Annotated in this window: 8 protein-coding genes; 4 read left to right on the top strand and 4 right to left on the bottom strand. The window is 62.2% G+C overall.

All coding sequences use genetic code 11. The features are described from left to right. Positions 1 to 51: 51 nt before the first annotated feature. Positions 52 to 1,359 (bottom strand): hypothetical protein, encoded by a 1,308-nt coding sequence (locus ACEWFR_RS14490; RefSeq protein ID WP_374061723.1) that lies wholly within the window; start codon positions 1,357 to 1,359, stop codon positions 52 to 54. A gap of 255 nt (positions 1,360 to 1,614) precedes the next feature. Here ACEWFR_RS14490 and ACEWFR_RS14485 point away from each other — a divergent pair, with 255 nt between their 5' ends. From ACEWFR_RS14485 to ACEWFR_RS14470, 4 genes are all read left to right on the top strand, one after another. Continuing rightward, positions 1,615 to 3,405 carry a hypothetical protein gene (locus tag ACEWFR_RS14485; RefSeq protein ID WP_374061722.1) on the top strand — a complete coding sequence of 597 codons (1,791 nt, stop codon included), beginning with the start codon at positions 1,615 to 1,617 and terminating at the stop codon, positions 3,403 to 3,405. A gap of 651 nt (positions 3,406 to 4,056) precedes the next feature. Next, the gene (locus ACEWFR_RS14480) at positions 4,057 to 5,007 is read left to right on the top strand and encodes a hypothetical protein (protein WP_374061721.1); all 951 of its coding nucleotides are present in this window, start codon (positions 4,057 to 4,059) and stop codon (positions 5,005 to 5,007) included. A gap of 575 nt (positions 5,008 to 5,582) precedes the next feature. Beyond that, complete coding sequence (locus ACEWFR_RS14475) at positions 5,583 to 7,400, top strand: hypothetical protein (RefSeq protein ID WP_374061720.1); 1,818 nt, start codon at positions 5,583 to 5,585, stop codon at positions 7,398 to 7,400. Between the two features lie 206 nt (positions 7,401 to 7,606). Then, the gene (locus ACEWFR_RS14470) at positions 7,607 to 8,767 is read left to right on the top strand and encodes a glycosyltransferase family 4 protein (RefSeq protein ID WP_374061719.1); all 1,161 of its coding nucleotides are present in this window, start codon (positions 7,607 to 7,609) and stop codon (positions 8,765 to 8,767) included. A 273-nt stretch (positions 8,768 to 9,040) separates the two neighbouring features. Here ACEWFR_RS14470 and ACEWFR_RS14465 read toward each other — a convergent pair whose 3' ends face one another. The 3 genes from ACEWFR_RS14465 to ACEWFR_RS14455 form a co-directional block, all read right to left on the bottom strand. Next, entirely contained in the window at positions 9,041 to 11,086 is a 2,046-nt protein-coding gene (locus tag ACEWFR_RS14465) for a right-handed parallel beta-helix repeat-containing protein (RefSeq protein WP_374061718.1), read from the bottom strand. A gap of 288 nt (positions 11,087 to 11,374) precedes the next feature. Then, entirely contained in the window at positions 11,375 to 13,201 is a 1,827-nt protein-coding gene (locus ACEWFR_RS14460; RefSeq protein WP_374061717.1) for an asparagine synthase-related protein, read from the bottom strand. A gap of 790 nt (positions 13,202 to 13,991) precedes the next feature. Further along, positions 13,992 to 14,585 carry an ArsR family transcriptional regulator gene (locus tag ACEWFR_RS14455; RefSeq protein WP_374061716.1) on the bottom strand — a complete coding sequence of 198 codons (594 nt, stop codon included), beginning with the start codon at positions 14,583 to 14,585 and terminating at the stop codon, positions 13,992 to 13,994. Positions 14,586 to 15,303 lie beyond the last annotated feature (718 nt).

Below are 15,303 nucleotides of genomic sequence, written 5' to 3'. Positions count from 1 at the left end.
CGTAGGATGATGAAAAGCGTGGTGGGCGCGTCACCGACCGAACGCCTCGCTCTATCGACCGGATCGGACGAGTCGAAGACCGGCTTTCGCCGTCGTCCAGGCCGGGTACACGGTGTTGTAGACGCTGTTCGGCGCGTTTCGCGCGCCGGCCCAGAGGAGTCGGTGGACCAGTGGCGAGCCGGACGACGATATCAGGTCGGCCAGATCCGCGGTTTCGAGCCACTCGAAGAAGGTTCGCTCGGCCGACGTCGCGGGTTCGGTCTCGCTCGCGCGCTCGCGGATGTCGGCCCACATGTGGCGCTCGTCCTGCCCGAGCACCCACTCGCCGCGCTCGAGGGAGCGACGGAGGTCGCGGTAGTCCGCGTCCGAGAACGGATAGCCGTGGCTCGACGGCTCGAGGCCGGACAGGCGAAGGCCGATCGCTGTCCGATAACACTTCTCACACTCGCCGCAGTTACCGTCCATGCGGTCGTTACAGGTCTGGAGTTGCAGTTCGGGATCCTCGTCGCGGACGTAGTCGGCGATGACGTCGAGGCGTTCCTGCCGGGTGAGTTCGTAGGCGTCGTGGTGACACCGCGTCCCGGCCCATCGGACGTGCTCGTCGACGTCGGGGCGAGAACCCCACTCGAGGTCGATCCCGTCCCAGTGAGTCGCGGCGACGTAGAGGTCTTCCATTCCGCGCGCGTAGGCCATCGGTGCGCAGAGCCCGAGCAGTCCCAGCCCGTGACCCACGGAGCTGTACCAGCCACCGTCGACGTAGCGCTTGTAGTGGGCTAACAGCATGGGATGATCGAGGAAGGAGAGCATGTTCGACTCGACGAACGCCGTCTCGCAGTCGTGGTCAGCGGCGAAGCCCGAGACGCGCTCGCGGAGGGCGTCCCACTTCCCGTCATCCGCGGCGTCCGGGGTGATCGTCCAGCCGCGGACGCTGATCAGCGTCGGCGACTCCTCGCGGTGGCGGACGTACGAGCACGTCGAGTCGACGCCGCCGGTGAACAGCAGGCCGCTCTCGGCGGTCGCGTCTGGTTCCGGTTCGATAGTTCGGCGCGCGTAGAGCGTCCCCCCCTCGAGGAAGTCGTGCATGTCACACAGCGACTCCTTTACGTCCTCGAGCGCGCGCGCGAACGTCGCGTCGACCTCGTCGACGTAGACGTCGGCTCCGTTGGCCCATGCGACCGGACAGACCTGTGCGAGGACGGGAATCGCGAGCACGCCCTCGGGAACGTCCCCGATCGGAACGTCGTAGCTGGTCCGAAACGATTCGTCGGTGAAGAACCGCTCGAGGTCGGCAGCGCTGCGGACCGAGCACTCGAGAGTCGTCTCGTGCGTTGAGATCTCGTCGATGATGATGGATGACATAGTGAAAGTGAGTACGGGTGTCGTCTCGACCGATCACGACCGCCTACAAAAACCGGCATAATCGTTGATCAATCGCGTCTCGAGAAATCAATCCGTAGCTGACCGTTTGGAGTCGATAGGGATAGCATACTTCGGATGTAGACCTCACAACAGCTGTTTTCGAGGGTAGGAAGCCTATAACAAACCCCGACAGTGCCGACCACTGGCCCAACACATGCGTATCGAGACTGGGCCGTCCGAACTCGGTGAGAGGGCATGAGACGATCGACGCTCAATGTGACGGTCGCGATCGGCTTTCTTGCGGTTGCGATGGGGATCCTCGTGGCGAGGGCGAACCCCGCGACCGCCTACGAGCCGTCGGTCTACGCGGGCGCTCCGACGATCACCTGGATCGGGTTCGCACTCGCACTCGCGGTCGCGGTGGGAACGACCCTGTCCTGTCGCGGCCGTCAGCAGGGACTCGGAATCGGTCTCGGGGGACTGACGGTCACGGCCATCGTGAGCCTCCCGATACTCAGGAATTATCGGTTCGCCGGAATGGGCGACGCACTCACGCACCTCGGGTGGACGCGCGACATCGTCACCGGCGGAACCGCGCCGCACGAACTCTTTTATCCGGGACTCCACGCTATCGCGACGGTCCTGCATTTCGCCGGCGGTGCCTCGATCGAACGGGGGCTCCTGATCGGGATGGTCGTCCTCTTCGTCCCCTTCGTCATCTTCGTCCCGCTCGTCGTCCGCGATATGACCGGCGACGGGCTGGCGGTCGGCCTCGCCGCGATCGTCTCCTGGATGGTGCTGCCGATCAACAACATCGCGACGCACATGGGCGTTCACACCAACTCGAACGCGCTGTTCCTCGTTCCGCCCGTGCTCTTCGCGATCGTCGCCTACCTCCACCGGCGCTCGACGCTCGAGCGACTCCCGCTCGACGTGTCGCCGTTCAGTGTCCTCATCTTTCTCACCGGCCTCGCGCTCTTGTTGGTGCATCCCCAACAGATGTTCAATGTCGTCGTTCTCATTGGCGCGATCAGCGGCGTCCAGTATCTCGCCCGCCGGCGCTACGACGACCACCCGATGCTCGAGCATCCGACGACCTACGTTCATACGCTCTCCCTCGGGGCCCTCTTCGGGCTCTGGGCGCTCGGCAACGAGCGGTTCAGGCAGGCCGTCGGCGGCCTCGTCACCGGGTTGCTCGCACAGGATATCGGCGGCGGCACCGAAGTCGACCAGCGGGGGACGTCGTTGACCGAGATCGGTGGCAGCCTCACCGAGTTGTTCGTGAAAATGTTCCTCGACGCGGCGATCATCGGCCTCATCGTCGGCTGTTTCATCCTGGTCGTCTGGCTCGGCCGGACGAGCCTCGACGGGGAGACCAGATCCCTCGTCAACTACTTCGCGTTCGCGCTGTTCCCGCTCTCCGCGATGTTTCTCGTCTACTTCCTCGGGACGCCCACGATGGCGTTCCGGCAGATGGGGTTCATATATGTGCTCCTGACGATCCTGGCCGGCATCGGCCTCGCAGGGCTCGTTGGCGGCCTCTCGAGCGTGATCACGAGACCGGGCGCGAACGCAGTCACGGCGCTGGTACTCGGGGCGTGTCTCGTCCTCGGGCTCATGACGGTGTTCACGTCGCCGCTGATCTACAACCCGGGCCAGCATGTGACCGGCGAAATGATGAGCGGCTACGAGAACGGGTTCGATCACGGGGCCGAGGACGTCCCCTACGCGGGGATGGGGTACGACCCCTATCGATACGACCACGGCATCAACGGACTTTCCGGCGGCGACACGATCAGCGGCGCGTCGGCCGCGACCGGCTCCGTCAACGCCACCGTGTTTTCGGAGGGCAACTACAGCGGGGCCTATCCCACCGACGAGTACTATTTCGTCGTCACCGACTGGGACGAGTCGCGGGAACTCGACGTCTACCGTGAACTCAACTACGACAGGAGGGCCCTCGAGGGACTCGACACCGAGCCGGGCGCGAACAAGGTCATCTCGAACGACGACTTCGAGATGTACGCGATCGATAGCGCACCGTAGGGGTCCCTCATCGCCCAGCGCGACTGCGTTTCTTCGGAGAGAGCAAACCGGTACGTCGAGCGATGAAGTTGCCTCTCGTGCTCGGTATCGAATCGTCGCTCTCGCACTGTCGGGGTCGATCACGGCCCCTCCGGAGGGGAGTCCGACTCGGTCGTCGGTCATCCGACTCGAGATATAGATGATGATACGCGTGCGTTGGGCAGCGCCTGAACGCACACTCGGGGCGGGTCGTACCGAGTCCGGTATCGACAGCTCACTGGCGACCGCGGTGGTTCGACGCTGTTCGTCAATCGTGCGGACGGAGTGACTGACGGGCGACGGTGACGTCAGTCGGCGTTCCGGCCGGTAATAGGGTATTACAACCGAGGAAACGGACTCCTGTCCGAATGAAACAGCGTCACCACCGAAAAAACGGTGCAGGAAGCAACTCGTCGAATTCAGCTCGGAGAACCCCACACACCGAGGAATTCCCTCGTTTCTCGAGAAAACCCGTGATTGCACGCCGTAGTTACACCGCGTGATCATTCGTATATTCGAGAACGAAGATGCATAGATTGTGCGAGTTTCTACAAAGTTAGTAACTATGTCTGTAAATTTAAGCCATAGTGACAAGGAAAAGTTTATGGGCGTAAGCTGGTGTTACGAAAATGTATGGCGCAGAATCCCCGTACGTCCGAAACGGAATCCGCTCCGACGACAGGCCGAAATTCCGGATTAACCCGCCGTAACTACGTTCGCTCGCTCGCCGCGGTGGCGACCGCGACGACCGCACTCGGCGGTGCCGGTGCAGTTTCGGCCCAGGACGACTACGAGGTCATCGAAGCCGAGGGACAGACGATCACCATCGGCGCCGGTGAGACCTGGGAGAACAAACTCATCGACATGACGACCGGGCAGGACATCATCGTCACGGCCCACAGCAGCGACTGGACGATCCGAAACGTCGGATTCAAGGGCGAGAATACCTCCGGCACCGGCTCCGCCACCTTCGGTATCTCCGACACCGCCGGCGGGACCTGTACCGTCGAGAACGTCTACCTCGGCGACGGCTCGAGCACGGGTAACGGTAACCCGAACGGGCACGGTCAGACCGCTTTCTGGGTCGCTCCCGACCACTCCGGCCACATCGACTTCAAAAACGTCAACATCCAGAACTTCGCGGACAACGCAATCTACGCCTCCGCACCCGGCAACAAGGGCGGCGGTACGATCCACATCGACAGCAGTTTCGCCGCGAACTGCTATGTCTCGCACTTCCGACTGGCCACCAAGGGCAGCAAGGTGACCAATTCCAGCGTCTCCGTCGACGCCAGCGAGGGCTACGTCGGCCGCGGTATCTGGGCGTGGGCCCCCGGGACGATCGAGGTCGACAACTGCCAGATCGAGATGAACGGCCAGAACTCCGCCATCGTCGCCGGTGCGAACGGAAGCCCTACCCAGGTCTCCGTGACGAACTCCGACTACGACGAGGGGGCCGGCATCTCCGAAGAAGCAGGTTCGGACGTCCAACTGGGCGACGGCGTCGGTACCGATCCCGAGGCAGTCATCCCGGATGGCGTTCCAACCTCCCCCGAAGCCGCCGCATCGGGCGCTTCGAACTGAATCCGTTCTCCGCTGACGCATCCCTTCACACGTTCCGTTCCCCGCTGACGCATCCCGCCACACGATCCGTTCCCCGCTGACGCGCCCTTCCTCCACAGTGCGGATCGTTGCTGCCCTCCCGCGATCCGCGCTGGCACACTCTCGCCGTATTCACTTCTCGTTCGAGGTTGTCACAGACTCGAGCCGTCTTCGATGAGGAGTATAGTAGTCACCGAAACGATTTCCCGCTGATCGCACAGTCCGCAGGAGGTGGTTGTGCATCCGGATTCGAGGGATCCGTTTCTCGAGAGACAAAGCAGCTGTAGACGATCGCTTCTTTCGGGTGGATTTTGAGTATCGTTGCAAAGTAATATCGTATTACCGGTAACGGACATCCAGAATAAACCGGCTTTCGGCGCCCGTTTCCTGGTAATACGAGTATACTGATACGAAAACAAGAATGTTCCGCACATATAATTCCGTGTCCGAAAACCACTCAAACTTTTAGAAATAGTACAGAGAATAGATACAGTCTGTAAATTTTAAGGGCAGAAATACGGAAAGTTTATGCCGGTAGTATCGAATTACCTGATTGCATGGCACGCGACCCTTCGGTACTGGACGACGAGTCGTCCGTCTCCACCGACGCGGAGGCGACCGACGAAGGCGGTAACGAGAAATTACTACACCGGCGATCGTATATGAAGCTGGCCGGTGCGACGACGGCGGCCGCGACGCTAACTGGAGCCGCGAGCGCCGTCGAAGATGACTACGAAGTCGTCGAGGCGCGCGGGCAGACGGTGACGGTCAACCGCGGCGAAACGTACGAAAACAAACTGATCGACCTCACGACCGGTGAGAGTTTCCTGATCATGGTCGAGGGAGCCGACTCGGCGGTTCGGAATATCGGTTTCAAAGGTCTCTATCGCGGGGACTCGTTCATGATCTCGATCAACGCCGGGCAGGGAGACATCCTCTTCGAGAACATTTATCTGGGCGACGGCGCGACGAAGGAAGGCGCGAGCTTCGTTCACGGCCCCGGTGCCGTATTCATGCACCGAGGAAGCGAAGCGGACCTCACCTTCCGCAACTGCAACGTCCAGGGATACCCGAACAACGGCTTTTACTGTTCCAACACGCCGTACGGCGGCAGCGTCCGATTCGAGCGCTGTTTCGGCAAGAACAACGGCGTTACCACCTTCCGATGTGGCAGCGAGGACGACGAAATCATCGACTGCGTCGCCTACAACGACGATACCGACTACGGGCGCGGCTACGGCGGCTACGGCGAGACCAACGGCCGCCCCGTCTGGGTCTGGAACGGCGGTACCGTAACCATCCGCGACTCGCACTTCGCCGACGGCCCCTACCCGTACTCGCTCGTGGCCGGCGCGAACGGTTCCGCGGGTAGCGTCGACTTCCAGAGCGGCGGCTATCGCGGACAGATCCGGGAGGCAAACGGTTCCACGGTCTCCATCGGCAACGACGTCTCGAGGGAGCCCGATCTCTCGATTCCCGACGGCGTCCCGACATCGCCCGAGGCGGCCGCATCGGGCACCGAATCCGCCGGCTCGAGCGGCGGAGCCAACGACGAGGCGACGAGCAACGAGGAGGGCTCGCAACTGCCGAACGTCCTCCTGGTCGACGGCGATCCGTCGGACGCGACCCGATACGAGTTCACGGTCGACGGTGCGATCGAACACGCCAACTACGAGGGAGCCTCGATCGACGACGAGGACACCATCGACGGCGCGACCGTGCAGGGGGGCGTGGCCGACTGGAAGGACGCCTTCCGGTTCGACGGCGACCTCGCCGAACTCACCGTCAACGGCCCCGGAACGGTATTCGTCAACGGCGAGGCGGTCGATCCGGCCGACGTCGGGCAACAGCTTCCACACGTCCTCGAGGTCGCGGGACAGGGGACGCCGACGAGCTACGAGATCACGGTTGACGGATCGATCGAACTCGCGTCGGACGCGCAGCCGGAAGCGGACGCGACGACGGTCTCGGGGTCGACGGTTCAGAGTTCGCTCACCGACGAAACCCAGTCTTTCCGGTTCTCGGGTGCGCTGACGGACCTCACGTTCAGCGACGGCGCGGCGGATGTGACGGTCGACGGCGAATCGATTGATCCGAGCGAGTACGGGGAACACGAACTGCTTCCACACGCCCTCGTGATCGACGGCGTCGACGCCGGCGGACCGAGCACGTACTCCCTCGAGGTCGACGGCGCGGTCGTCAAGTCGGAGTACCGGAACGCCTCGATCGACGACGAAGACGTGATCGAGGGTCGAGCCGTTCGCGGCGCCGTCGGCAACTGGCTCGACGCCTACTGGTTCGACGGCGACATCACGGACTTCCAACTCCGCGGCAACGCGAGCGTCGACGTCCAGTACAACGCGCGCGACCACTAATACGACTCCATAGTACGACTCGATTTTCCCGTTTCGCTCCCTCGCCGTTGCTCGAGTGGCGAGGCTCGAACGCGCCGAGCGACCTGACCGCGATTCGGATTCTCACGCCGCAAAGTCCCATATCAGACATCCAGCGGGAGAGATAGGCGGGTTGTACTGTCGGTACGAGCGTAATAACAAACCAGTTGATATGCGTCTACTGTCGTATGCACATCGGGTTCTATCACGACGCGGCGGGCACGCGCCACGCCGGAGGGATCGCCGTCTACACGCAGCGGATGGCGGTCGAACTCAGCGAGACGAACGACGTAACGCTGTACACCAGACGCGGTGAGCTCTCCCCCGTGTTGCTCGAGTCGGACGTGCGGATCGTCGAGACCCCGTCGTTCGACGACCATCTCTCTCGGGTGACTGACCCGATCAACCCCCTCGGGACCCAGAACCGCAAGAAGTTCCTGATGACGCTGTGGGCGGCCCGTAACGACGTCATCGATCAGATGAACGAACGGCTCGACGTGCTCTGTACGTCCCAGTTTCTGGACGACCTGCTCCTCTCGAACCTCGTCGACGTGCCGACCGTCTACACGTTTCACAAGGCCTCGGACGTCTCACCGGCGGCCTGGCTTCGCGACCGGTTTTCGCAAACGGACCTGCTGCTTGCCAACTCGCCGGATACCGCCCAGAACCTCACCGAGACGTTCGGCTACGACTTCGAGGGCGTTATCGCGCCCGGCATCGATCCCGAGGCGTTTCGGCCCGGTATCGAGCCCGCTTTCGAGAGCGACGACCCGGCAATCTTGTTCGTCGGCCGACTCGTCGAATCGAAGGGGATCGACGACCTGCTCGAGGCGGTCGCGGCCCTCGATGGACGGCAGGAACTCCACTTCGTCGGGCGGGGCGAACGCACCCGGATTCAGGATCAGGCCGCGGCCCTCGGGATTGACGACGATGTCGTCTGCCACGGCGAGGTTCCCCACCCTGACCTCCCGGCGTACCACGCCGGGGCCGACGTGTTCTGTCTCCCAAGCCACAAGGAGAGTTTCGGGATGGCGAACCTGGAAGCGATGGCCTGTGGCCTCCCGGTCGTCACGACCGATCTCGAGGGGATTGGGACCTACCTGTCCAACGGGGAAAACGGTCTGCTGGCCCGCGTCGGCGATCCCCCGGATCTCGCGGACAAGCTGACGATGCTCGTGGAATCCCCGTCGCTCCGGTCGCGCCTCGGTGCGCAGGCTCGCGAAGACGCACACGCGTTTCGCTGGACCGCCCAGGCTGAACACTTCGAGCGGGTCTGTCGCACCGCACTCGAGTCGACCGAGGAGATCGATCGCCCATCGAGCGATCCGATCCAGGCGGACACGGTCTGATACGGACTGTTGGAAGCTATAGTAGCCACTGAAAGTCACTGCACATCTCCTCGAATGAGTGCGTTGTGATCAGTGTGTAAATCGTTTCAGTGGCTACTATATTTCCGGAGCAACCGCAGGACGGTTCGCGTTTGCTCCGAGTAATCGGTACAGCAGACCGTATGAACTCGGCGGACGGTGGCGACCGCTGTCGCGAACGCGATCGCGCGCAGGACACAGGATCCGAACGCGGTCCTCTCGAGTAGCGGTTCCGTCAAAACCGGTTGAGACCGGTCAGTTGCTTCGGGCGTTGTACTGGACGTCGACGTTCGCGTTGCCGCGGAGTCGGAAGTCCGTGATGTCGCCGTCGAACCAGTAGGCGTCCAATTCGTCGTCGACGCTGCCAGTGACGGATCGACCCTCAATCTCGTCGCTGGGGTCGACCGACGCGTCGCGGTAGCTCGCGGTGACGACATCGCCGTCGATATCGAAGGAGTAGCTCGTCTCGCCGTCGGTGCCGGCTCCGTCGATCACGATGGCGTTGGGGAGTAGTTCCTGCTCGCCGTACTGATCGGGGTCGATTCGCTGGTCGTCGAGGTAGACGTGTGCCGAGCCGTCGATGAAGGTGACATCGGTGAGCGTCCCGGAGAACCGGAACCGCTGAGCGCTGCGCTCGATCGATCCCTCGACCGTGGTCCCGGAGGATACCGTGGCGAATGCTTCTGAATCGTCGCCGGCGACCGTGTCGATCGTGCCGTCGACCGATATTTCGTAGTTCGCGGCCGACCCGTTGCCAACCAGCGTCAGCACGTGTGGCTGCTCCTGACCGTAGTCGGCCGGATCGACCGCCTCGCCGTTGACGAGCACGCGTGCGTCCCCGTCGACGGTGAGCTCCTCGAGGTCGCCGCCGAACCGGAACCCGTCGCGCCAGCCGGCGACGCCGCCCGCGACGTGGCCGCCGTCGATGGCGTCCTCGTCGTCGATCGTGGCTCCCTCGACGGTCGCCTTTTCGACGGCCCCCGAGACCGTAAACTCGTAGCTCGTTCCGCCGGCGGTGCCGATCCCGTCGACCAGCAGCGTGTTCTCGAGGCTCGGTTGATCGCCGTTGTACTGATCGGGGTCGATCACCTCGCCGTTGACCTCGACGCGGGCCGAGCCCTGCCGGAACGCGACCTCGTGGAGGTCGCCGGCGAAGCGGTAACTATCGACGTGGGACGACGTTGTCACCCAGCCGGACGCGCTCGTGCCAGTGATTTCGTCGTGAACCTCGAGCGAGTCGGCGTTCGGATCGGCGACGAGTTCGTCGGTGGTCTCGACGTAGTACTCCGTCGCATCACCGGTCCCGGTGACCGTCAGAGTGTTCTCGGGGAGGTCCTCATCCTCGCTGTCCTCGTCGTCCGCGGGCGGGCTCGAGGTGCCCCCGCTGCTTCCGGCGCTCCCGCCGCTCGCCGCTTCCGCACCGCTTTCCGGACAGCCGTCGGGGACGAAGTGTTGCGGGTTCGAGCCGTCGCCGCGGCCGTCGTCGGTGTGGACGTTTTCGAGCGTCAGGTTCGGACTCCCGTTCGTCACGACCGAGCCGCCCGTACCGTTCGTGATGAAGTGGGAGTTGCGGACGGTCGCGCCGCCGCCGTAGTTGCCTTCCCAGACCCAAGTGTTGCGGTTCGCCGCGCGTGTCCCGCTCTTGTAACTCACGCAGTTCTCGATGGACATGCCACAGTCACCGATTCGAAACGCGGTGTGATGGCAGTCGTTACCGTAACAGCCCTCGAGTGCGATCGTCCCGCCGTCGCCGTTGTAGGCGGGCGCGGAGCCGTAGATACCGTTGTTTCCGGGAACGTTGAAGTTGACGTTCGTCACGTCGAGGTGCCCCGAGTGGCTGGGATCGACCCAGATGCAGATCGAGCGCTCGCTGCTTGGCTGTTCGCCGGTCGACTCGCCGAAGTAGATGTTCTCCATCACCGACGTTCCGGAGCCGGAATCGCAGACCCCGAAAATAGTCTCGTTGTAGGGAATAGTGCCCGTAAAGCCGATGTTCCGGATCGTCCAGTTCGATCCCTTGGCGGTGATCGTGATGTTGTTTCGATCGCCGAAGTCGATGAGTTTGTTCTCCCAGGTCTCGCCCGAGTCGATCCTGATCGACTGGCCGCGCGCCTCGATGACTTCGTAGTCACCCTCGGCCGCGCTCGCCGCGCTCGTCCCGACGCCCGCTGCGACGGCCGTTGCGCTGGCTAACTTCAGGTACGATCGCCGGTCGAGTATGCTGTGTTCGCTCTGTTCGTCGTCACTGACTGTCGGTTCGGCGGGACCGTCTGCGTCCCGTACCGGTTCGTCGCGTGCCATGCGATCTGAGAGAGAACACTACCAGACCATAAACTTTCCTGCCTCACTATCAGTAAGATTTTGTGATTTTCATTATATCACCGTAGATATTTTCTCTAATTACACAGTCTAGTCACGGTTTCTTATATTGAAAATCAGACGTCTGCGGCGGGATGGCATATCTGTTCAGTGCCATATACTATTGTATAAATACAGTAGCGGTTTCGCAACTGTCAGAAGCGGGAGAACAAACACGTACTCCAGAATTGTGACCTGACTATTCACCTGTCGAACAGGCAAGCGAGACAGTCACCCGAAGACGACATCCCGCCGTGACTCGAGGACGCTCTCCGTGGAGTGGATATCGTCGATAAGCGAGGTGAGCGCGAAGAGACGGTAGACCGACACCCGATCGCGGTCCGCGTGCGCGTCAAGGAACGCGTGGAGTTCGTCGGTCGAGAGCACGTCGTCGACGGCCCCGCACTGTTCGATCTGCGTTCGAATGCAGTCGACCGTGCTCGGTCTCAGTTGGGACTCCGTCTCGAGACCGTTGACCGATTTAATGATCGGTCGCAAGACATCGAACACCCGTGGATATCGCGACAGCAGATCGTCGACGAACGCCGCGGCCTCGTGGCGGGTCGAGGCGACCGGGACGCCGTAATCGGGATGAGTCAGCGCCGCGGCGGCGGGCGCGAGTTCCGTGAGGAACGACCGATAGAGGTTGTACCGGGTCTTCTGCTCGGGCGGGCAGTTCATCGCGTACCGGAAGAAGTCGATCGAGTAAAACGGGGTCGTACTCCAGAAGAAGAATCGATTCCGGTCTTCACCCTCGAACAGGAAGTTGACGCCGCGCTCGTAGACGAGGAAGTGGACGTACTTCGAGGCGGGATCGGTCTCGGGGTACAGTCGGAGCCGATCACGAACGCTCCGCCGAATCGCGTCCACGGAGAGCCCCGTAATCTGGGCCACCTCCTCGAGCGAGAGAACGCAGTTTTCCGCGATGACATAGTCGACCAGCGCCGATTCGTCGTCGATCGATGTCGCGGGAGTGAGATCGGGGAGCACCTTGTCCCCGCCGTCGCCGGTGACGTAGGTGAGTCCAGCGTCGTACTCCTCGCGAAGCTGCCGGAAGAAATCGAGGATAAACGAGGTCAAGAGACCGATCTGTCCGTTTTTCGTCTTGATGATTCGGTCCAGATCCGACCCGTTGGGCGGCCCGACATCGTAGCGCTGCCAGTCGATATCGAACGCCTCGGCCAACTCTCGAGCGAGTTCGACGTCGGACGGCGGTACGAACTCGTCGGAGGCCATCGTTGCCGCAGTCGTCGGGATCCCCTCTGCGTGGTACCCGGCCAGCACGGACCGCGAGTCGAGCCCCCCGCTCAACGAAATTACGTCACGAGTGGCGTCGCCCGATCGCTGGCGGCAGGCCCGTTCGAACCGATCGACGAGTTCGGCAGCGTTTCGCGATCGGCTTCGATCCGCGTAGGCCGGCTCACCGAAGTCGAACCGGTGGAGCGTCGTCTCCGTGACCGCGCCGCGCTCCGGATCGATGGTGAGTTTCGTCCCCGGACGCAGCCGGTTCGCCCCGTCGATCAGCGTCCGGTCGCCCAGCGAGTAGCCAAAGAGGAGACACTGAGCGACGCCCATCGGATCGAACCCCTCGATCGGCGCCTCGTTGATGAGATAGCGCAGTTCCCGCGAGAACAGAAACGTCTCTCCGTCGTGGAAGTAGTACGTCGGCAGCCGAGCAAGCGGATCATTGAGCAAGCCGAGCCGGTCGGTTTCCTTGTCGGCGGCGACGAGCAGGAACTCGCCATCGGTCTCGAGTAGCCACTCGGTCAGGAACTCGTCGTCGCCGTCGGCCGCGAGCACGTGTGCCCCAACCTCGAGGAGTTCGCGTTCGAGCGTCTCGTCGTCGCGGTCGTAGATCCGGCCCTCGAGACAGACCCAGTACTCGTCGTTCTCGACGATTCGGATCGGATACTCGGGATACGCCGTCGTCCCGACCGAACGAGACGCCGATTCGAGGACCACGTCGGCCTCGTACCGATCCGTGTGAACGAGTGGCTCGAGCGATCCGGCGAACGATCCGTCGTCTGCATCCGGCGTTCGCCCGGTGATGCCAACCATATTAGGAGACGTGATAGTCAGCGTCATAGTAATGGCCGCGTTTACGATGGCCAGATCCGGGCTACCGAATGCGGTGATCGGCCGTAACCGACCTGAAGCACGAGGTTCTGATCGATCGACTACCGTCTCGGGGCGTTCGCCCGCGAGGCAGTCGACTCGAGACGGTATAGCCACAGAAACGATTTATATACTGATCGCAACGCAATCGTGCGATCGGGTGTACAGCGATGTTCAGTGGCTACTATAGTCACTCTGCGGGAACGAAATTCGCGCACGTCGGCGAATCGGTCGTGTCAGAAGGCTCCCGCGCCGAGAACAGCTGCTGGCACGCGACTGTTCCGGTACTGGATGACGGTCGTCGGGAGCCAGATGAATGTACGGAAGCGGGTAATAAAAAGCCTTCTTAGCGGTCGATAGGAGACCGCCGTGTGAGAACGGATCGATTCCGTCGTCCATCCGTGTGGGGAAGGCGGGGAACCCGGGAACAAACAGAGATGGTGACTGAGGCCGGAACGGAAATCGAGACGGTGACGAACGCGAACATCCGGCCGGCCGGACGATTCGCCGTCCGATCGGCACGGAATCGACGACCGCGTCACTGTAGTACCAGCTGAAACGATTCACACACCGATCGCACAGTCCGCGGTTCTCGCTTACGGTGTTTGCTCACGGCTCGCTTCGCTCACCGATCGCACGATGGAGTGTGCAGTGACTGTCAGTGACTCCCATAGAATCACGATAGCAGAGAGCAGATTCGTCGCAGCCACGGCACGGTTGCCGTCGCGTGGGATTACTCGATACGAGAGAGCTTTCCGTCGACGTTGCGTTCGTGATGGCGGTTCCGAACAACGTGAGCGACCGAGAGGCAGAAGAAGGCGGCGACGACGAGGCCGGCGAGGGCGGTCATCGGCACGGCCGACAGGAGCGGAATCCCGAGGAACGCCGCACCGATGAGGGACGCGCCGGCCACGCTAAGCCCCGCATACCACCGATCCCATCGATCCTGTCGATGGGTATCCGTATCGAGGTACATCATTAACAGGTCGGCGTTGTCCGCGAGCGAGATCAACCCTCGGTCCTGGTCGTACTCGACGATACCAGCGTCGTCCATCTTCGGAAGATGGGTCTGATAGAGGGCAACATAGACTCGTTTCCGCTGGTCGGAGCTGAGGGCGTTGATATCGGTGTCGTTCTCCCAGGCGGCGATCTGTTCCGCGAGTTCGCCGAGCGTCACCGTTTCGTCGGCGTCCAGGAGGTACGCGAGGACTTCGCGCCGACGGCGATTCTTTAAGAGCTCGAAAATGACGTCCTTCGAGAGCCGCTCGTCCGTCTCGTCGGTGACCGAGGCGATCTCATCTGGAAGTGACGTATCTACCGACGACATTATCGCGACCCTCCGATCGTAGCGACCCCATTCGCGTTCGTTGTCCCCAGTACACGGCAGGAAAAGCCACCGGAGCACCGGCTCGACGATGACCGCTGTACGTTCGAACGACGGGTCCAAATCACGTTTGACACACCAAGTTGAACACCAACGGAGATACTCTTAAAAACGGCCACGTTTCGCACCGGCTGCAAAGGACGTACGGAACGGCTTCCGGAGGGAGCCACAGTGGTGACTTCTCGCCGTCGCGACGGCCGCTCTCGGTCGCCGGCGAAGTCGGTCGGTACCGATCGATTGTGGGCGCGTATCGACAGGGTACGGAGACGCGGGCCGAGAACGGATCTGATGCCGACGCGACTCGGGGAACTGAGTGACAACACGGCAGCGATACCGATCGTTCGGCCGATCGGATATAAAGTCGATCGACAGTTCACACACGAACGACGGGTTTACACATCGAATAGAGGGATTTACGCCGATTGCTCGAGTCGACTATCCCCGCATTTCATGTAGTATGGTCACACGAACCTATGTGGGTCGAAGCGACCGGTGACGGCCGTTTCGCCCGGATACGACCGATGGGACACGGTCTCGACGCGACCGTCACGGTTGTTTGCTCGAGAGTGACGGTCGCGTCGGTCGTCGTCGCCGCTCGGTTTAGCGTCGGCGACGGGACTCCTTACTGGCTGTTACGTAGATGCTCCCCGAACCCATCCGG

This window comes from Natrinema sp. H-ect4, from assembly GCF_041894845.1.
Taxonomy (GTDB): Archaea; Halobacteriota; Halobacteria; order Halobacteriales; family Natrialbaceae; genus Natrinema.
The sequence above is the reverse complement of the archived record's forward strand: the minus strand, read 5'-3'. Positions and strand labels throughout refer to the sequence as shown.